This window comes from Anaerotruncus rubiinfantis (assembly GCF_900078395.1).
Classification (GTDB): domain Bacteria; phylum Bacillota; class Clostridia; order Oscillospirales; family Ruminococcaceae; genus Anaerotruncus; species Anaerotruncus rubiinfantis.
On the sequence record NZ_FKLA01000008.1, the window covers coordinates 292,616 to 311,686 of the forward strand.

Below are 19,071 nucleotides of genomic sequence, written 5' to 3' on the forward strand. Positions count from 1 at the left end.
TAGGACGCAGAAACAGAAAAACGCCATAATTGGGGTGCTGGCGGATGCCGGCTGAGAGCGCACATGGACCTGTGCGTAACCCGCGACCTGATCTGGGTAATGCCAGCGTAGGAAGATAGAGAACTCTTTTACGCCGCAGGGATTATCTGTGGCGTTTTTTGTTTAGAAAAACAAAAAAAGGAGTCGAAAATCCATGAACACAACCGTACGCAAACTCACCCACAGCGCGTTGATGATCGCTCTGGCGCTGATCCTGTCGATGTTCAAGCTGTTCCATATGCCGTTCGGCGGATCGGTCACAATCGCCAGCATGGCGCCAATTATCATTATATCGCTGATGTACGACACCAAATGGGCCCTGTTTACCTCGTTTGCCTATTCGCTGGTGCAGATGGTGGAGGGTTTTTATCCGCCGCCGGTTCAGAATTTCTGGAATTACCTCGCAGTGGTCCTGCTCGACTATGTGATCGCGTTCGGGGTTTTGGGGCTTGCCGGTGCGATTGCCCGCCGTTTTTCAAATAAGCAGGCGGGGGCGGCCGCTGCAACGATTGCGGTCATTGGGATGCGCTTTTTTTGCAGTTTCCTGTCGGGGATTCTCATTTGGACTGAATACGCGCCGGAGGGCATGCCGGTGTGGCTTTATTCGCTGAGTTATAATGGGATGATCATGGTCGGGGAGATGGTGGTGACAGTGATTGCGGTATGCGTAATCGTCCGCTATGTAAATCTGCAAAAACTGGCCGGCGCTTCAGCCGCCTGAGCCCCAAAGTAAAAACAGCGGGCAGATATTTCTGCCCGCTGTTTTTTTGCGTATCGGCCTTTGTCTGGCGCATGAAATAAAAATAGCCGCTTTTGCGGCTATTTTTTTATTCTTTCAGGAACGGGAGTGCATTCTGGATGATCCGCAGGATGGCAAGCGCCTGGTTATCTGTGCAGTCCTGCAGCAGCTCATCGATCTCAGAAAGATACTCTTTTTTTTGTATTCGGCTTTTTTTGTTACTGACAGCAATGATGTCGTTGGCTGTTACCCCAAAAAATTCGATGATTTGAATTGTTTTCGTCAAACCCAGTTGTCGTTCCCCGCGTTCGCACTGCCCAAGATAGGCGCTGTCCAGATCGACGGCTTCTGCGAGCTGTTCCCGCGTCATCTTTTTGAGCGTGCGGTACTTGCGAATGTTGCTGCCAATGATCTTCGACATATTCTCCATGGGTCCATCTCCTGAAGGCTTGATAGGGTTCTACCTCTATTTTATGGTAATGTATGGAATTCTTACAGGGGCAAAAAACTAAAATAGGATTAGCCTAAACCAAAATTAGTATGCAGCTGGGAAACCGCGCTTATACGTCCGGCATATCATAAAAAGACGGGCGCTGAAAAACAGCGTCTGTTAAAGATTCCAACATTTCCCATAGGGGGATGAGAAATGCGAAGTGAACTGCTGGAGATGATCCAACGGGAAAACGCGGATTTTCTTTCCAACCTGAAGCGGGAACCGTTCCGAAAAAGGGTATTGGAGCAGCTGTACCACAGCGATCTGCAACGGTACGGCCTGGCGGAATGGGAGTATGCGCTTTCCTATTTGACAGATGAACCGCTGTCTTTCACAGGTTACCCGGAAATCCGGGAATTTCTGCACAATTATCAATAAAATATGCGAATATCGGAGTAAATTTATTTTACTCCGATATTCGCATTATTTCTACTGTGTTTCTGCATAAAATTTGAGTATCAAATTTTATGAGGGATGCGAATGAAGCCGCGTAAAAATCCACTTGGAGATAAAAATATTGTGGGTAAACGGGTGGTTGCCATCCGAAAGCAGAGAGATATCAAGCAGAAAGAGCTGCTTGCGTGGTTGCAGACAATGGGAATGGATATCAGTGGGACAAGCCTCTCTCGCCTGGAAGGGCAGCAACGGCTTGTGCAGGATTACGAGGTGGTAATCCTCGCAAAAGCGCTTAACGTGACCGTAACATATTTGCTCGGAGTGGACAAGGACTGAGCCGATGAATAAAGTACAGTATTATGGGGACAAAAATATTGTCCACCGGAGAATAAAAGAAACGCGCACCGCGGGAAAAATCTCTCAGGAAGAGCTGGCCGCCCGTATGCAGTCGCTGAATGTGAACATGGATCAGCAGATGATCAGCAAAATTGAAAAGAACAACCGTATTGTGACCGACTATGAGGTCGTCTGCTTTGCGAAAGCTTTGCATGTAACAGTTTTATATCTGCTTGGAATTGAAGAAAAATAAACACCGCCCGCATCGGTTTTCCGACGCGGGCGGCGTTTGTTTTACCGGCGTTTGGCCAGGATCTTCTGGATGTTGATAAGGATCTGCTTAAAGTTAATCAGCAGGACAAACAGGCAGAGCAGCACCTCCGGCAAGACCCAGTTTTCGGTGACGGTGAGCAGCACCCAGGACTGGATGAGCAGCGCGGCCAGATTGAGCGCGACCTTCGGCAGATTCCAGCGAATTTTCACATATTTGTGCGTATCGACCGCGCGCACAATGAACACCACAAAATAACTGAAAAAACAGGCAAATCCGGCCCCATTGACCCCGAAATGCGGGATCAGCAGAAAGCAGAGCGCCACATTGACCGCCGCGCCGATCATGGTTGTGACCATGGTGGCGTTGCTTTTCTTCTCCACCATGTAGATGCTTCCCAGGAAAGTGACAAAACAGGAGAATGAAGTCGCCAGCACCAGAAATGGGATAAAACGCCACGCTTCATAATAGTTTTTCGCCACCAGCAGGGTCATAATGAATTTTGCGAACAGGATGAGCCCCGACGCGGCGGAAAAGATGATCGCCTGGTAGGCTGCGCAGACGTTTGAAAAGAACCGGTCGCGGCCGGGCCCGCTTTCGGTGAAGGCGGATAGCTGCCAGGCGTCGGTGAAGATGCCGGAGACAAGATTGATCATGGTCGGGACCTTGTAGGCGGCGGCATAAAGCCCGTTCGCCGCCTTGCCGAGGAAATAGACCACGATATACCGGCCGGAAACGTTGGTGATCCACCAGGAGATGGTGTTCGGAATGAGCGGGATGCAGTAACGAAGCATCGAACGCAGCACCAGCCAGTCAATGCCCTTGAAACGGATATAATGGTGCAGGCGGGCGGCTGTGAACAGAAAGACTGCCGACAACAGGTCGGACAGGATGGTCGCCAGCACATAGCCGGTGATTCCGAGCTTAAAGACAACCAGCAGCAGGACGTTGAACACGATGACCATGATCGTGCTGAGCACCCCGTCGAACGCATAGAGCCGGACATATTCCTTCGCGCGCACGAACTGCGAACAGAGCGAGCGCAGACAGGAGGTGAGCACATAGAGGTAGATGAGATGGGTGTGCTCCTGCATGTTGGGCAATTTCCCGATGAACGGCCCAAGCAGGAAGAAGATCAGGTATCCAACGCCGAGCACGATGATCCCGCCTGAAAAGACGTCCCGCTTGTCCACCGCGCGGTCCAGGCCGAACCGGATGATGGCGGTGGAGATGCCAACCGAAACGAGCGGGATGATGAGGTTGGCAGTGTCTACAATGAGGTTGACCACGCCGTAATCCTCGGGCGTAAGCACCCGGGTATACAGCGGCATCAACAGAAAAACGAGCACCTTGGAGCTGAAGGTGCCGACCGCGAATATAAAGGTGTTGGAGATCAGCTTTTTATACTTATCCAATACACCGGCACCTCCGTTTTGATGTTAGAACAGGCTGATGAACTGCAAAAGGCCATAGGAGGCCACTGTCATGATCACCCCGGCGATCAGCACGCCCGCCGCGATCGAAAGGATGGCGGGCTTCATCCGCATACCGAGCAGGGCCGCAATCGCCGCGCCTGACCAGGCCCCGGTGCCGGGCAGCGGCACGCCCACAAACAGACAGAGCCCGATCGCTTCGTAGCGGGTGACCTTGTCCGCTTTTTGCAGGAGTTTTTGCTCATACCAATTGGTGACGCCGGAAAGCAATTTTGTCGATTTGAGCCACTTGAAAAGCGGCCTGCCGAACCAGACGATGAACGGGACGGGCAATAGGTTTCCCGCGATCGAAATGAGAAAGACCAGATGCCAATCCATCCCCATGGCGGCGCCGAGCGGGATGGAACCGCGCAGCTCGATGAGCGGGATCATTGAAACGATAAACAGGGCGGTTTCGCGGCCTGCCACAGAAAAAAAGTCGAAAATCTGCTGCATCAGTTGTTCCATAAGCCCTCCGGATTTGGAAATCATTACATGCCTATTTATTATAGTAAAATTATGCGCATATTACAATCGAATCATGTAAACTTTTTGCCAATCCATAAAAAGGCCGCCGGCACCGGTCCGGCGGCAGCTTATGTAATGTTGCGGCTTCAGCCGGGAAGATGCAGGAGCGCGCGGGCATTCTGATAGAGGATTTTGTCCTTCTCCTGCCGGGAGAGGGTCGTCGCCTCCAGAAAAGCTTTTTCCGCGGGCACCGTGTTCCACGGGCAATCGGTCCCGAACAGCACCCGGTCGGCGCCATGGTTGCGGATCAGGCGTTCGTACTGCGCAGAGCCGCAGTAGACAGAACTCATCGCGGTGTCGAGATAAACATTCGGCAGGCCGCAAAGATGTTCTTCCGCCTCCTGATAGAGCATCAGCCCGCCCATGTGCGCTGCAATGATTGTGAGATTGGGGAAGGAACGCGCCACAAAGGCGATGTCCTCCGGCGGGGAATAGACGACCTTCGGTTCTACAGGGTCCCATCCGGCGTGCATCGTGATCGGCAGGCCGGCTTCGGCGGCCGCCTCGTAGAGCGGAAAATATTTCTCCTCGCGGATGAAGCAATGCTGATAGGCTGGATGCAGCTTGATCCCATAGAGGCCGAGCTCCTTGATCTGCCAGACGGCTTCGACGGCATTTTCCGAATCCGGGAAAACAGTGCCGAAGCAGAGGAGCTTTGGATGCTCCTCCTGGATTTGTTTGGCAAAGCGGTTGATGGTGCCTTCCTGGCCGGGCCGGGTCGCGATATGCAGCACCACGCCGTAATCGGTACCCCATTCGTCAAATTTTTGCAGAGTCCCCGCGACCGTGCCGTCGGTGTGGTATGCGCACTGTGCGATGGCGGAGAGTTTCTGGAGGGTGCGTGCGGCGAGCGCATCGGGGAATATATGGGTATGGAAATCGATCAGCATGTGATAGCCTCCAAATAAATGATGGAAAATTTGGGGATATTATACTGAAACTTATTATACAGCAACGATTTACTGTTGTAAAGAAAAACCGCACGAATTTCCGCTTGACAAATAGACGGAATGAGTATACAATGAAATCGAACCACCCACACCCCCTGGGGGTATATAGGAGGCAATTATGAAACAGAAATTTGACGTCACAGGCATGACCTGTTCCGCTTGCTCGGCGCACGTGGAGAAGGCGGTCGCCAAGGTTCCGGGCGTAAAAAACGTGCAGGTGAATCTGCTCTCAAACAACATGGCGGTGGAATACGACGAAACCGCGACCGGCACAGAGGCGATTATCCGCGCTGTGGAGGAGGCGGGCTATGGAGCTTCGGTGCACGCCCCAGCGGCAGGACCGGCCACCGCGGGCGCGCCGCCCGCGCCCATGTCCGACGGCCTGATGGCGGGCGAGATTGCGAACATGAAACGGCGGCTGGTGGTTTCGTTTGCCTTTTTGATCCCGCTTTTCTATATCTCGATGGGACATATGATGGGTATGCCGCTGCCGGGTTTCCTGCACGGCAATGCAAATGCGATGACCTTTGCGTTCACCCAGTTCCTGCTGGCGCTGCCGATCGTTTACGTCAACCGCAAATATTACCAGGTCGGCTTCAAGACACTCTTCAAAGCAGCTCCAAACATGGATTCGCTCATTGCGATCGGTTCGGCCGCGGCGATGATCTACGGCGTATTTGCCATCTACATGATCGGCTGGGGACTCGGGCACGGGGAAATGGCGGTGGTGGAGCAATACACGATGGACCTCTATTTTGAGTCAGCCGGGATGATTCTCACGCTGATTACGCTGGGCAAATTCCTGGAGACCCGTTCAAAGGGCAAGACGAGCGAAGCGATCACCAAACTGATGGATCTCGCGCCGAAGGTGGCGCTTGTGGAACGTGACGGCGCGGAGATGGAAATCCCGGTCGAACAGGTCGCGGTGGGTGACCTTGTGATCGTCAAGCCCGGACAGAGTGTGCCGGTGGACGGCGAGATCGTCGAGGGCGGCTCGTCGGTGGATGAATCCGCCCTGACCGGCGAGAGTATCCCGGTCGAAAAACATCCGGGTGACACGCTTATCGCGGCTACCATCAATAAATCCGGCTGGTTAAAATTCCGCGCAACCAAGGTCGGAAACGACACCACTCTTGCGCAGATTATCCAGCTGGTCGAGGACGCTTCCAACTCGAAAGCGCCGATCGCAAAGCTCGCTGACAAGGTGAGCGGCGTATTTGTGCCGGTTGTCATCTGTATTGCGATCCTTTCCACGGTGGTGTGGCTGATGCTGGGACAGAATTTTGAATTCGCACTGTCGATCGGTATTGCGGTGCTGGTCATCTCCTGTCCGTGTGCGCTTGGGCTCGCGACGCCGGTCGCGATTATGGTTGGAACTGGCAAGGGAGCGGAAAATGGCATCCTGATCAAATCGGCCGAATCGCTGGAAACCGCGCATACGATCGACACGGTGGTGCTCGATAAAACCGGCACCATCACCGAAGGCAAGCCCCGCGTGACCGATATTTTCACGGCGGACGGCATGGATGAAGAACGTCTGGTTGCGATCGCGGCGGCGGTTGAAAAGCCGTCCGAGCATCCGCTGGCTGAAGCGATCATGGCCGAGGCGGCAGCGCGCGGGCTGGATATCGCGCCGGTGCGGGAATTTTCCGCGCTTGTCGGACAGGGCGTGCAGGCGGAATTTGAAGGAAAAATCTACTATGCGGGCAACCTTAAGCTGCTCGCTGAGAAAAAAATCCCGCTTGGCGGTTTCGAAAAGACTGGTGCGTCGCTTGCAGAAGCAGGTAAGACGCCGCTCTATTTTGCGGATGAGAACCGGGTGATCGGTGTGATCGCCGTGGCGGACGTGATCAAGCCGACCAGCCGGGAAGCGGTTGCTCGGCTGCGCGAAATGGGAATTGACGTGGTTATGCTGACCGGTGACAACCGCCGCACCGCCGAAGCCATCCGCAAACAGATGGGGATCGGCCGGGTGGTGGCCGAGGTATTGCCGCAGGATAAGGAACGGGAGGTTTCCGCCCTGCAGCAAGCCGGAAAAAAGGTCGCGATGGTGGGTGACGGCATCAACGACGCGCCTGCCCTGACCCGCGCGGATGTGGGCATTGCGATTGGCGCGGGCACCGACGTTGCAATTGAATCGGCCGACATTGTGTTGATGAAGAGTGACCTGCTCGACGCGGTTTCGGCGATCGAACTTTCTCGCGCGGTTATCCGCAACATCAAACAGAACCTGTTCTGGGCGTTCTTTTACAATTCCATCGGCATCCCGCTGGCAGCGGGCGTATTCTTCTCGGTGCTTGGCTGGAGGCTCAATCCAATGTTCGCGGCTGCGGCCATGAGCCTGAGCTCGGTCTGCGTCGTATCGAACGCTCTGCGGCTAAAATTGTTTAAACCGCGCCGCGGCGCGTTGGCGGAGATTTCCGTCCCCATAGAAACCGAATCCAAAATCGTAAAAACAGAAACGAAAGAGGTTGTGAAAACAATGAAAAAAACCATGAAAATCGAAGGCATGATGTGCGCGCATTGTTCCGGCCGTGTGGAGAAGGCGCTCTGCGCGCTGGATGGTGTGACCGCCAAAGTGGATCTGGAAGCCAAGACAGCCATGATCGAAACCGAAGGCAGGGTGGACGACGACGCGCTCAAAGCGGCGGTGGCCGACGCGGGCTACGAAGTCGTCTCGCTCGACTGAGGCCGTGTTATGAAGGCGGATAAACAGAAAGTTACCCGGCTGCTCCGCACCGCGCGCGGGCAGATTGACGGCGTGCTCAAGATGATTGAGGAGGATCGGTACTGTATTGACATCTCCAACCAGATCATGGCGGCCGAGTCGGTGCTCTCCCGCGCGAACAAGGAGGTGCTGCGCGCCCATATGGAAGGATGTGTGGCAGACGCGTTTGAGGCGGGTGACGCGCAGGAGAAGCTTGATGAAGTGATGGATCTGCTCGATAAATTAATAAAATAACAAAATAAAAAAGTTCCGCCCCGGAATTCCGGGGCGGAACTTTTTTTGTTCTGCTGCTTCATTTTGCGAAAAAGATGCAAAAATGGAGGGAGCGATTGGAAAATGAAAGATAAAAAATTATCATTTGTTGACTTTTTCATTCCCGGATGGTAGGCTATAAGCAACAAGAAAAATCCTTTTAAAATGAATGGATGCTGTTAAAAATCAATCAAAATATTGGATATTTGTCAAAAAAATATCCATAATGTGAATTTATAGACAATCTAAATTGCATTTTATGAGAAGATGTCTATTTGCGAAGCGAATTCAATGTGATAAAATATTATCGAAACAAGGAGGATTCACCTATGGAACAGGCAACCAAATGCACATGCTGCTGCTCCGACGATCCTGGGGAGCTGCTCGGACGGATCGCCCGACTGGCCGCCGAATACAAGGGCAGGGAGGGCTCGCTCATCCAGGTATTGCATCTTGCACAGGGAATTTATGGATATCTTCCGCTTGAGGTGCAGAAGGTGGTGGCGGACGGACTTGACCTGCCGCTTTCGGAGGTTTCGGGCGTCGTGAGCTTCTATTCCTTCTTTTCGACTCAGCCGCGCGGTGAGCATACCATCCGCGTCTGTCTTGGAACCGCCTGCTATGTGCGCGGCGGCAAGAAGATTGTCGAACGTCTGGAAAAGCTGCTCGACGTGGGGGTGGGCGACACGACCGCCGATGGCAGATTCACCTTCGAAGTCGCGCGCTGCATCGGCGCCTGTGGGCTTGCCCCGGCCATGTCGATCGATGATGTGGTCTATAAACAGGTGAACCCGGATAAGCTCGAAGAGATCCTGAAACGCTATTACAAGGAGGACGAGGACGATGAGCCCATTTAAAGCGGCCTGCCCCCAGGACCTTTCACAAATCAAGGCGGATTATCTCGCTGCCGAAAAGCAGTGGGAATACCGCGTGCTCGTCTGCGGCGGAGCGGGCTGCATCTCCTCCGACTGCGCGGCGGTGCAGAAAGCGCTGGAAAACGCGCTTTCCGCGCATGGACTGGCCAAACGCGTACATACCGTTGTCACCGGCTGCATGGGGACCTGCGCCGTCGGACCGGTATTGCTTGTGGAGCCCGGCAACATTTTTTATGTAAAGATGGACCCGGAAAAGGTGGAAGAGGTCGTTGCCCGTCATCTCATGGGCGGCGAAATTTTGGAGGAATACACCTTTTTTGACCGCGCGCAGAATAAACGTGTCCCCAGGCTTGACGAAATTGGTTTCTTCAGAGACCAGGTCCGCATCGCGCTGCGCAACTGCGGCCGGATGGAATACGCTTCTCTTCCCGCCTACATCGCGCGGGACGGATACTTTGCGCTGGCCAGGGCGCTCACGATGACCGACGCCGAAGTCGTTGCGGAAATGAAGGGCTCCGGGCTGCGCGGACGCGGCGGCGCGGGCTTCCCGGTTGGGATCAAATGGGAAGCTGGAATGAAAGCCCCGAAAGGACAAAAATACATCGTCTGCAATGCCGACGAAGGCGATCCGGGCGCGTTTATGGACCGGTCGCTGCTGGAAGGCGACCCCCACGGCATCATCGAGGGCATGCTGATCGGCGGCTATGCCATCGGCGCGGATAAGGGATTTGTCTATGTCCGCGCGGAATACCCGATCGCGGTCGAACGGCTCTCGAACGCGATCGGGCAGGCGCGGGAAGCCGGGCTGCTCGGGAAAAATATCCTCGGCAGCGGCTTCTCATTCGACCTCGAAATCCGTATCGGCGCGGGCGCGTTCGTCTGCGGGGAGGAGACCTCGCTGCTCGCCTCGATTGAAGGCCGGCGCGGCGAGCCACGCCAGAAACCGCCGTTCCCGTTCGAAAGCGGCCTGTTCGAGAAGCCCACCATCATCAACAACGTCGAAACGCTCGCGAACGTCGCGCCGATCATTCTGAACGGCGCGGCATGGTACCGCCGGTTCGGTACCGAAAAGAGCGCGGGTACCAAGGTGTTCGCGCTCGCGGGCGACATCGAGACCGCCGGCATCATTGAGGTGCCGATGGGCATCCCGCTCGGAGACATCATCTATAAAATCGGCGGCGGCATCCGGGGCGGCAAACGCTTTAAGGCGATCCAGTCGGGCGGGCCGTCCGGCGGCTGCCTCACCCGGGCGCATTTGAACACTCCGGTCGATTATGAGTCGCTCTCCGCGCTCGGCGCGATCATGGGGTCCGGCGGGCTGGTGGTCATGAATGAGGACACCTGCATGGTCGATACCGCGCGGTACTTCCTCGATTTCATCAAGGACGAATCCTGCGGCAAATGTTTGCCCTGCCGCACCGGCACCAAGCGGATGCTCGAAATCCTCGAACGGATCACCGAGGGCAACGGCAGAGACGGCGACATTGAGATGCTCGAGGAGCTCGCGGGCGCCTTAAAAGAGACCGCCATGTGCGGCCTTGGGCAGACTGCCTCGAACCCGGTGCTCAGCACGATCAAATATTTCCGTGAGGAATACGAGACCCATATCCATGACAGGCACTGCGCCGCGGGCGTCTGCGCGGAGCTGCAGACCGCGCCCTGCCGCAACGCCTGCCCCGCGAACGTCTATATCCCCGGCTACATGGCGCTGGTCGCGGCCGGCAGGCTGACCGACGCCTATCAGCTCATCCGGCAGGAAAACCCCTTCCCCGCGGTCTGCGGGCGTGTCTGCACCCATCCGTGCGAAAATCACTGCCGACGGGCGCAGGTGGACGAACCGCTTGCAATCTGCGGTGTGAAGCGGTTCATCGGGGACTACGCGCTGCGCGACGAATACAATATCCCGCTTGTACAGTCCCGTCCCGCGACCGGCAAGCGGGTCGCGGTGATCGGCGCGGGTCCGTCAGGACTCTCCTGTGCCTATTACCTCGCGCATCTCGGCCACGAAGTAGACGTCTATGAAGCCGAATCGGTCGCGGGCGGCGTGCTTTACTGGGGCATCCCGGAATTCCGTCTGCCCAAAGAGGTGCTCGCCAAGGAAATCCGCGCGATTGAAGCGGCTGGGGTGAAGATTCACCTGGATGTCAAGATCGGTCGTGATATCCCGTTTGAAGAGCTGCGGCAGCGGTCGGACGCGGTCTACCTCGCGGTCGGCACCCAAAAGTCGAAATTGCTTGGTATCCCGGGAGAAACGCTCGCCGGTGTGGAAAGCGGGCTTGCGTTCCTGCGCAGGGTCGGGCTCGGCATTGACAAAAGCGTGCCAAAACGGCTGGTTGTCGTGGGCGGCGGCTCAACCGCGATGGATGTGGCACGCAGCGCGGTGCGCCTGGGCGCGCAGGCGGTCACCATCGTCTATCGCCGCACCGAGGAACAGATGCCGGCCGGCGCCGAAGAGGCGCGGGAAGCCCGGGAAGAGGGGATCCGGATCATTCCTCTGGTTTCCCCGTCCGCAATTATCGGGGATGACGACGCGGTCTGCGGCATCCAGTGCGTCCGCCGCGCGCTTGCTGATTATGGCAAAGATGGCCGCCGCCGCTCGGTGGAAGTACCGGGATCGGAATTCGTGATCGACTGCGACGGGGTCATCACCGCCGTCAACCAGGATGTGGACAGCAAATTCTATCAGACGACCGAGGTCAATGTGACTGCTTCGGGCGCGCTCGACATCAACAAATTCACCTCCCAGACCTCGCGCGAAGGGATCTTCGCCGGCGGAGACGCCTCCCCGTGGGGCCAGAATGTGGTCATCCAGGCAATTGCCGACGGCAAACGCGCCGCTTCAAACATCGATAAATATCTGGGCGGTACCGGGGAACTCAACAAGGGCGAATGGATTGACATCCCGGTGATCGAGGACAACGAAGTCACCGAGCCGCATGGCCGGTTCCCATTCCGCGCCGTCCCGCCCGAGGAGCGCTGCGACAGCTTCTGTGAAGTGTCGCGCGGATTCCACAAGCTGGATGCGATGGGCGAAGCACTGCGCTGCCTGCACTGCGAGAGGAGGTAAGAAAGATGATCCATTTGACAATCAACGGAAAAGCCATCGAGGCGCCGGACGGCGCGACAATTCTGGAGGCCGCCCGCCTGTATAACATCGGCATCCCGAGCCTCTGCCATCTGAAAGATATTCATACCTACGGCTCCTGCCGCATCTGTGTGGTTGAGGTGGAGGGGATGAAAAACCTTGCGGCTTCCTGCATTGTGAAGGCGAAGGAGGGGATGGTGGTCCACACCCATTCCTCCAAAGTGCGCGCGGCGCGTAAGGTGCTCTACGAGCTACTGCTTTCCGACCATCCCAAGGACTGCCTGAACTGTACCCGAAACCAGAACTGCGAATTGCAGGAGCTCGGCTATACGCTCGGCGTAACCGAATCCCGTCTTTCGGGGGAGATGTCCCCGGCCAAGGTGGACGTTTCCCCGTCCATCACCCGCGATACATCAAAGTGTGTGCTCTGCCGCCGGTGCGTGACCGTCTGCAACCGTATCCAGGAGGTCGGCGCGATAGGCGCCCAGAACCGCGGCTTTGCAACGGTGGTGAGTCCGGCGATGGGGCTGCCGCTCGATTCTACCGCCTGCGCCATGTGCGGACAATGCACCGTCGTCTGTCCGACCGGCGCGCTCACCGAAACCGACGGCCTTTCCAAAGTCTGGGCAGCGCTCGAAAACCCTGCGAAGCGGGTCGTCGTGCAGGTCGCGCCCGCCGTGCGCGCCGCGCTGGGCGAGGAATTCGGCCTGCCCGCCGGGACGCTCGTCACCGGGAAAATGGCTTCGGCGCTGCATGAAATCGGTTTTGACGATGTGTTCGACACCGACTTCGCGGCTGACCTGACCATCATCGAGGAGGGCACCGAGCTGCTCGGGCGGCTCAGTGCGGCCCTCACCGGCGGCGAAGCCGCACTGCCGATGCTCACCTCCTGTTCGCCTGGCTGGATCAAGCACATCGAGCATAAATATCCGGCGCAGCTTGGTCATCTTTCCTCCTGCAAAAGCCCGCACACGATGCTCGGCGCGCTGGCCAAAAGCTTCTATGCCGAGAAAATCGGCAGGAAACCCGAGGAAATGTTCGTCGTTTCGGTGATGCCCTGCACCGCCAAGAAATATGAGATCCAACGTCCGGAGATGGGACAAAACGGCATCCCGGATGTGGACGCGGTGCTCACCACCCGGGAGCTTGCCCGGATGATCAAGGCCTCCGGCATCGATTTTTTGAACCTGCCAGAGGGCGGCTTCGACCGGCCGCTCGGCTTGTCGACCGGCGCGGCGGACATCTTCGGCGTGACCGGCGGCGTCATGGAGGCCGCGCTGCGCACCGTCTATGAGCTGGTGACCGGGCGGGAGCTGCCGTTCGACGGGTTACACGTCACCCCGATTGTAGGTCTTGAGCAGGTCAAAACCGCTTCGCTCACCATTGAGGGAGCCTTGCCGGATTTTGCGCATCTGGAGGGCGTGACCGTGCGGATCGCCGTCACAAGCGGCCTTGCGGGCGCGGATATCCTGATGGACCAGATCGCGGCGGGAAAGTCGCCTTACCACTTCGTCGAAGTCATGGGCTGCCCGGGCGGCTGCATCAATGGCGGCGGCCAGCCGCGTCCCAAAGAGGAGGGCTACCGCGAGAAACGCGCGGCGGCGCTCTACCGCGAGGACGAAGGAAAGCCGATGCGCAAAAGTCACGAAAACCCCGATATCACCGCGCTTTACGAGGAATATCTTGGTGCGGCGAACGGGCATCTGGCCCATGAGCTGCTGCATACCCATTATGTCCCGCGCGGGCTCTATAACCAACTGGTGCGCTGATCTTTCCGGCCCGGGCCTGCTCCACGCGGCCATGCCGCATGCCGCGCACCTGAAATTTGACCCACTTCTCATACTTTCATAGGACACAAACCGCGGGAAGGCCCGGCCGATTGAATCGGCCGGGCCTTCCCGCGCCTTTGAGCCGCGAATCTTTCATATCGGAGTCCGGATTTCGCTTGGCCAGCCGGCGGGCCCCGTTTTGTTCCATAGAGGAGAAAAATATGGATATACTGGTTAGGGGGGGCTGCCGGAGTGATTCCCTCTTGACATAATATACAGAAAAGGTATAATTAAAAAGGACTATAACAGGCATAGAAATACCTGTGACAGAAAGGAAGAGAAAGATGTCAGAAGCTGTATTATGGGCCGCGGGAGGAACCGGATTCACCTTCCTGATGACCTCACTGGGCGCGGCGGTGGTGTTCTTTTTCCGCAGCAAGGTGAATATGAGCATCCAGCGGATGTTCTTGGGCTTTGCGGCCGGAGTGATGATTGCGGCTTCGGTCTGGAGCCTGCTGATCCCGGCAATCGAGGAGGCCGAAGCATCCGGGATGGTTGGATGGATTCCCGCCGCGGGTGGTTTTGTGCTGGGAGTTGCCTTTTTGATGGCGATGGACAGCCTGCTTCCTCACTTGCATCCGAACGCGCGCGATCCGGAGGGGATGTCCTCCTCCTGGAAACGCACCACGCTGCTGGTACTGGCGGTCACGCTTCACAATATCCCGGAAGGGATGGCGGTCGGCCTTTCCTTTGCGCTTGCGGCGCAGCACGGCAATGACCCGGCGCTCTATGCGTCGGCGATGGCGCTCGCAATCGGCATCGGCATCCAGAATTTCCCGGAAGGCGCCGCGATTTCCCTGCCGCTGCGGCAGGAAGGGGCCTCATCGGGCCGCGCGTTCCTGTATGGCAGCTTTTCCGGTTTTGTGGAACCGGTCTTTGGTGTTCTGACCGTACTGATCGCGGGCGGAATCCAGCCGCTGATGCCGTGGCTGCTCTCTTTTGCGGCGGGCGCGATGCTTTATGTCGTGGTGGAGGAGCTGATACCGGAAGCGCATCTGGGCGATCACTCAAATGTGGGGACGCTCGGTGTCATGGCAGGATTTTTGATCATGATGATCCTCGATGTGGCGCTTGGGTAATCGGAACGGACGGGGATATTTCAGAAAGCCGCGCGGCTTTCTGTGAAAGATTCCGAAAAAAGGAGGAAGCCCGCAGCCGCTGTTTGCGGACGGCTGCGGGCCTTTGTGGTAGGGAATGGCGTCCCTTGTAGAAAGAGGAGATGGTATACATGTATGAAACCACAGAGGTGTTTCACATGGTTAGTTGCAGCTAACCATGTGTTTATATTAGCATCCGCTAACTGAGATGTCAATAGGTTTTAAAAAAATTTCCGGGGATTGCGAAATTTTCAGATTCCGGTATACTGTAAAAGGATTACATCCGGCAAAAAAAGCTGGAAAAGGTGGGACTGGAATGACAGAAAAACAAAACCGGCAGATGTCCGAATCCTTTTTGATTGGGGCGCTGCTGGCGGTGGTCGGCGGCTTTCTGGACGCATACACCTACCTCTTGCGCGGCGGGGTTTTTGCGAATGCTCAAACGGGGAACATCGTGCTTTTGGGATTGAATCTCGCGCAGATGCGCATTGGGAGAGTGTTTTATTACCTTATCCCGATTCTGGCTTTCGCGGGAGGCGTATTGGCGGCAGAGCTGGTGAAACGGCGCTTCCGAGAACATCCCCGGCTGCACTGGCGGCAGATTGTCGTCGCGGTTGAAATCCTGGTACTGGCGGGTGTGGCATTTCTCCCACGGGGGGATCTGGATGTGTTGGCCAATGTTGCGATATCCTTCTTGTGCGCCATGCAGGTGGAGAGTTTTCGAAAGATCAACGGCAGCGCCTATGCAACCACCATGTGCACTGGAAATCTGCGCAGCGCGACCGAACTCATTTACCGGTTTTGTGTGAGCGGGGACCCGCAGGAACGCAAAAAGAGTCTGCAATATTATGGGATCATCCTGTTTTTTATCGCGGGTGCGATTCTCGGCAGCTGGCTTGCGGCGCTTTATGCCGAGCGTTCAGTGCTGTTCTGCTGCGCGTTGCTGTTCACCGGATTCGGTGTGATGTTTATCCGTGGGGAAAGGGAAAGATAGACTGGGCGCCCAATCGGGCCCCCAGTTTTTTGTCCGGAAAAGAATGGCGGATCAAACAAGTGGAATAGCAAAAAACTGGTAATTTTGGCTAAAGCAAAATATAGTTGCCTAGATTTTGTTACGAAAATCAAAAAACAGATTGTTTTTTGATTGACAATTGCCGGTCAAATAGGCTATAACTAAAGCGCACGATAGATTAACGATTACCTATGCAAACTCCTTAAAATTACCTATGGAAGTTGATAGGTTTTATTTTATATGCAATAGGCAAACGATTGCCGATTAACGATTGCCTATTGAAAAGGGGGATGTGGCTGTTGAAAGAGGCACAATATGCGACTTTGAAGGATGTGGCCCAACGCGCCGGCACCACAGCCGCCACCGTTTCTTACGTACTCAGCAATTCCAAAAAACGCTATATCAGCGAGGATATGCGCCGCCGGGTCGAACAGGCCGCGCGTGAACTCAATTACGTCAAGAGCAGCGCGGCCAGTTCGCTGCGCGGCAAGAAGCGCAAAATCATCGCCGTGCTTGTTCCGCAGTTTCGCAACCAGTTCTTCACCGAGCTGGTGCTGGATATTGAAACGGTTGCCGACCGGTTCGGCTACATCCTCTCCATCTGCAACACCTTCGACGACCCGGACCGCGAGGCGGAGATCTTAAATCGCATGCAGGCGCAGCGGGTCGACGGATATATCATCACCCCGTCGGCGCGCGGCGGCGAAAATACCCGACAGATCCGCCAGATCGGCGTGCCGCTTGTGGTGGTTGACCGATCGCTTGATGTTGATGAGGACTATTTTTGGGTTTCTTCCCAGAACTACGAAAGCGTCCAGCTCGCGGCCGATTATCTCATCGGGCATGGACACCGGAAAATCGCCTATATCGGCTGGGAAGCGGATTTCGGCGGGCTGCAGCAGCGTGAACAGGCCTATTGGGAGTCCCTTGAACGCGCAGGTATCCCGCGGGAGGACGGTATTGCCTATAATGGCTTATTCACCGAACAGGATGGCGCAAAGCTCACCCAGCGCGCGCTGGCTGAGCATCCGGATGCCACAGCGCTTGTCTATGCTTACAACGTGCAGGCGCGCGGCGGCGTACAGTACCTGGCGCAGCATGGAATCGTCCCCGGCAGGGATATTTCGCTCATCATCATCGGTTCGCCAAACTGGGCGCGCACAGGAGCCAACAATTTCACCTGCGTAGACCTTGGCGGGGGCGGGCTTGGCAGAATGGCCGCAGAGATGCTCTTTGAGATCATCGAGAGCGAGAATCCGCCCGCGCCGTGCAAACAGATACAAAGCTGCTTTTTAGTAGAAGGCAGTTCGGTATACAGATTATAAGGAGGAATAGACAGAATGGAAAAGAAGAAATCATTGATTATCGTGATCGCGGTTGTCGTGGTCGTGCTGATCGCAGGGCTCGTCGTCACCAACATGATGGGCAAAGAGGACAAGTATCCTTCCCGCGACATCAACATGGTTGTGCCGTGGAATCCGGGCGGGTCCACCGACCTGACCGGCCGTGCGCTGGCTGACGCCATGGGCAAAAGCCTGGGCACCAACATCGTTGTCACCAACACCCCTGGTTCCGGCGGATCGGTCGGATCGCTGACCGTCATGAAGGCGGAAAAGGACGGTTACAACGTCCTTGCCAACGGCATGCTGGCGCTGACCTCAATGCCCGTGCTCGGCTACACCGAAACCACCCAGCGCGATTGGGACTACTACCTCGCAACCTTCACCCCGAACGTCCTGGCCGTCAAGGCCGACTCTCCGTATCAGACCGCGCAGGATCTGCTTGACGCAATGAAAGCGAACCCGGGCGAGATCACCGACGGTACTGGCGGCATGGGATCCGGCGGACACATCGGAATCGAGGTGCTCTGCGCGGCAACCGGCCTGACCTACAAGCATGTCCCGTATGAGGGCGGCGGTAAAGCTGTCACTGCGGCGCTCGCCGGCGAAGTGGACTTCACCAGCCAGCTGCTTGTCGAGATGCAGGATATGTTCGTTTCCGGCGACATGCGCGCACTTGCGAATTTCACTGAAAACGACATCACTCTGGAAAATGGCACTGTTATCCCGTCGATTCTGAAATTTGCCCCTGAACTGGCTGACCGTATGCCGATGGGCGAGACCACCGGTATCGCTGTCCCGAAGGGCCAGCCGGATTATGTCTACGAGGCGCTGGACAAAGCGTTTGACGAGGCGGTCAAGAACGAGGACTTCCTGTCCTTCTGCAAGACCAAAGGCTTTATCGTCAACACAATGGGCCGCGCGGAGGCGGAGCCTTACATCGAGAAACTTGCCTCCACTGTCACCTGGACCCTGTACGACTGCGGCGTCGCGACGATTTCTCCGGAAGAGTTCGACATCCCGCGCGCATAAGAAGTTTGACCGGGGCGCCTGACGGGCGCCCCGGATGGAATGAAAATGAAGCGGTTAGATGTCTAAAAAGCTCTAGCCGCTTTTCTTTAGACAGTTACAAGGAGTGAGATCGTGGAAAACGATAAAAAGCGATTGGATTTTGTCTCGTCGGTCGTGATGTTCCTGCTTTCGATCTATGTGATCTTTGAAGGGATTCACATCTATCACGAGGCTGGAAAAGTCTTTTATTTGTCCCCCGCGTTGGTTCCGACAATGCTGGGGTGCGTACTTTGCCTTCTGAGCGTGGTGCTCTTCGGCTACAGCCTGAAAGATGGGGGAATCTCCGCGCGCATGGCGGAGGTCAAAACCTATTTCAGCGGGATTTTCAAGGACTCCAACACCATGCGCATGTTCATCGGGGTTGTCCTGATGGCTGTTTACACCTTCATCCTCATCGAGATCCTGCCGTTTTGGATTGCCACCTTCCTGTTCATGTTCCTGCTGATGTACTTTCTCGATGCGGGCTCTCTTGTCAAGATCCTGCTGGTATCGGCAGCTTCGGTTGCGTTGATCGTATTACTTTTCCAGGTATGCTTCCGCGTGCCGTTACCATAAAGG

Annotated in this window: 18 protein-coding genes and 1 riboswitch; of the genes, 14 read left to right on the plus strand and 4 right to left on the minus strand. The window is 56.1% G+C overall.

All coding sequences use genetic code 11. From position 1 onward, the window contains the following. The first annotated feature begins 20 nt into the window (after positions 1 to 20). Positions 21 to 131: riboswitch (TPP riboswitch) on the plus strand. Positions 132 to 193: 62 nt separating this feature from the next. Next, a complete protein-coding gene (gene thiT, locus BN4275_RS03750) occupies positions 194 to 760 on the plus strand; it encodes an energy-coupled thiamine transporter ThiT (protein WP_066454106.1) in 567 nt (188 codons plus the stop codon). 106 nt (positions 761 to 866) lie between these two features. Here thiT and BN4275_RS03755 read toward each other — a convergent pair whose 3' ends face one another. After that, entirely contained in the window at positions 867 to 1,208 is a 342-nt protein-coding gene (locus tag BN4275_RS03755; protein ID WP_066454110.1) for a helix-turn-helix domain-containing protein, read from the minus strand. A 216-nt stretch (positions 1,209 to 1,424) separates the two neighbouring features. On the opposite strand from BN4275_RS03755, the gene BN4275_RS03760 reads away from it, so the two are divergent. The 3 genes from BN4275_RS03760 (at position 1,425) to BN4275_RS03770 (ending at position 2,256) form a co-directional block, all read left to right on the plus strand. Then, positions 1,425 to 1,649, plus strand: coding sequence for a hypothetical protein (locus tag BN4275_RS03760; protein WP_066454116.1), 225 nt, complete (start codon positions 1,425 to 1,427; stop codon positions 1,647 to 1,649). A gap of 102 nt (positions 1,650 to 1,751) precedes the next feature. Next, positions 1,752 to 2,003, plus strand: coding sequence for a helix-turn-helix domain-containing protein (locus tag BN4275_RS03765; protein WP_066454126.1), 252 nt, complete (start codon positions 1,752 to 1,754; stop codon positions 2,001 to 2,003). Between the two features lie 4 nt (positions 2,004 to 2,007). After that, a complete protein-coding gene (locus tag BN4275_RS03770) occupies positions 2,008 to 2,256 on the plus strand; it encodes a helix-turn-helix domain-containing protein (protein WP_066454129.1) in 249 nt (82 codons plus the stop codon). A 41-nt stretch (positions 2,257 to 2,297) separates the two neighbouring features. Here BN4275_RS03770 and BN4275_RS03775 read toward each other — a convergent pair whose 3' ends face one another. From BN4275_RS03775 to BN4275_RS03785, 3 genes are all read right to left on the minus strand, one after another. Continuing rightward, on the minus strand, positions 2,298 to 3,689 hold the full coding sequence (locus BN4275_RS03775; RefSeq protein WP_066454132.1) for an oligosaccharide flippase family protein: 1,392 nt from the start codon (positions 3,687 to 3,689) through the stop codon (positions 2,298 to 2,300). A 24-nt stretch (positions 3,690 to 3,713) separates the two neighbouring features. Further along, a complete protein-coding gene (locus BN4275_RS03780; protein WP_079988045.1) occupies positions 3,714 to 4,214 on the minus strand; it encodes a COG2426 family protein in 501 nt (166 codons plus the stop codon). Positions 4,215 to 4,360: 146 nt separating this feature from the next. Continuing rightward, positions 4,361 to 5,164 (minus strand): amidohydrolase family protein, encoded by an 804-nt coding sequence (locus BN4275_RS03785; RefSeq protein WP_066454135.1) that lies wholly within the window; start codon positions 5,162 to 5,164, stop codon positions 4,361 to 4,363. Between the two features lie 178 nt (positions 5,165 to 5,342). On the opposite strand from BN4275_RS03785, the gene BN4275_RS03790 reads away from it, so the two are divergent. The 10 genes from BN4275_RS03790 to BN4275_RS03835 all read left to right on the plus strand — a co-directional run bounded on the left by BN4275_RS03790 (position 5,343) and on the right by BN4275_RS03835 (position 19,068). Next, positions 5,343 to 7,913, plus strand: a complete 2,571-nt coding sequence (locus BN4275_RS03790) for a heavy metal translocating P-type ATPase (RefSeq protein ID WP_066454140.1) — start codon at positions 5,343 to 5,345, stop codon at positions 7,911 to 7,913. A 9-nt stretch (positions 7,914 to 7,922) separates the two neighbouring features. Next, on the plus strand, positions 7,923 to 8,186 hold the full coding sequence (locus tag BN4275_RS03795; protein WP_066454144.1) for a metal-sensing transcriptional repressor: 264 nt from the start codon (positions 7,923 to 7,925) through the stop codon (positions 8,184 to 8,186). A 347-nt stretch (positions 8,187 to 8,533) separates the two neighbouring features. After that, the gene (locus tag BN4275_RS03800) at positions 8,534 to 9,061 is read left to right on the plus strand and encodes an NADH-quinone oxidoreductase subunit NuoE family protein (RefSeq protein ID WP_066454147.1); all 528 of its coding nucleotides are present in this window, start codon (positions 8,534 to 8,536) and stop codon (positions 9,059 to 9,061) included. After that, a complete protein-coding gene (gene nuoF, locus BN4275_RS03805) occupies positions 9,048 to 12,146 on the plus strand; it encodes an NADH-quinone oxidoreductase subunit NuoF (protein WP_066454149.1) in 3,099 nt (1,032 codons plus the stop codon). The genes BN4275_RS03800 and nuoF overlap by 14 nt, the downstream gene beginning before the upstream one ends. A 5-nt stretch (positions 12,147 to 12,151) precedes the next feature. Then, positions 12,152 to 13,933, plus strand: a complete 1,782-nt coding sequence (locus BN4275_RS03810) for an NADH-dependent [FeFe] hydrogenase, group A6 (protein WP_066454151.1) — start codon at positions 12,152 to 12,154, stop codon at positions 13,931 to 13,933. A gap of 344 nt (positions 13,934 to 14,277) precedes the next feature. Further along, on the plus strand, positions 14,278 to 15,072 hold the full coding sequence (locus tag BN4275_RS03815; RefSeq protein ID WP_066454154.1) for a ZIP family metal transporter: 795 nt from the start codon (positions 14,278 to 14,280) through the stop codon (positions 15,070 to 15,072). Positions 15,073 to 15,406: 334 nt separating this feature from the next. Next, on the plus strand, positions 15,407 to 16,084 hold the full coding sequence (locus BN4275_RS03820; RefSeq protein WP_066454156.1) for a YoaK family protein: 678 nt from the start codon (positions 15,407 to 15,409) through the stop codon (positions 16,082 to 16,084). 317 nt (positions 16,085 to 16,401) lie between these two features. After that, positions 16,402 to 17,427, plus strand: a complete 1,026-nt coding sequence (locus tag BN4275_RS03825; protein WP_242863553.1) for a LacI family DNA-binding transcriptional regulator — start codon at positions 16,402 to 16,404, stop codon at positions 17,425 to 17,427. Positions 17,428 to 17,442: 15 nt separating this feature from the next. Beyond that, positions 17,443 to 18,474: a tripartite tricarboxylate transporter substrate binding protein gene (locus tag BN4275_RS03830; protein WP_066454161.1), complete on the plus strand. Its 1,032-nt coding sequence runs from the start codon at positions 17,443 to 17,445 to the stop codon at positions 18,472 to 18,474. A gap of 111 nt (positions 18,475 to 18,585) precedes the next feature. Continuing rightward, positions 18,586 to 19,068, plus strand: a complete 483-nt coding sequence (locus BN4275_RS03835; protein WP_066454162.1) for a tripartite tricarboxylate transporter TctB family protein — start codon at positions 18,586 to 18,588, stop codon at positions 19,066 to 19,068. Positions 19,069 to 19,071 lie beyond the last annotated feature (3 nt).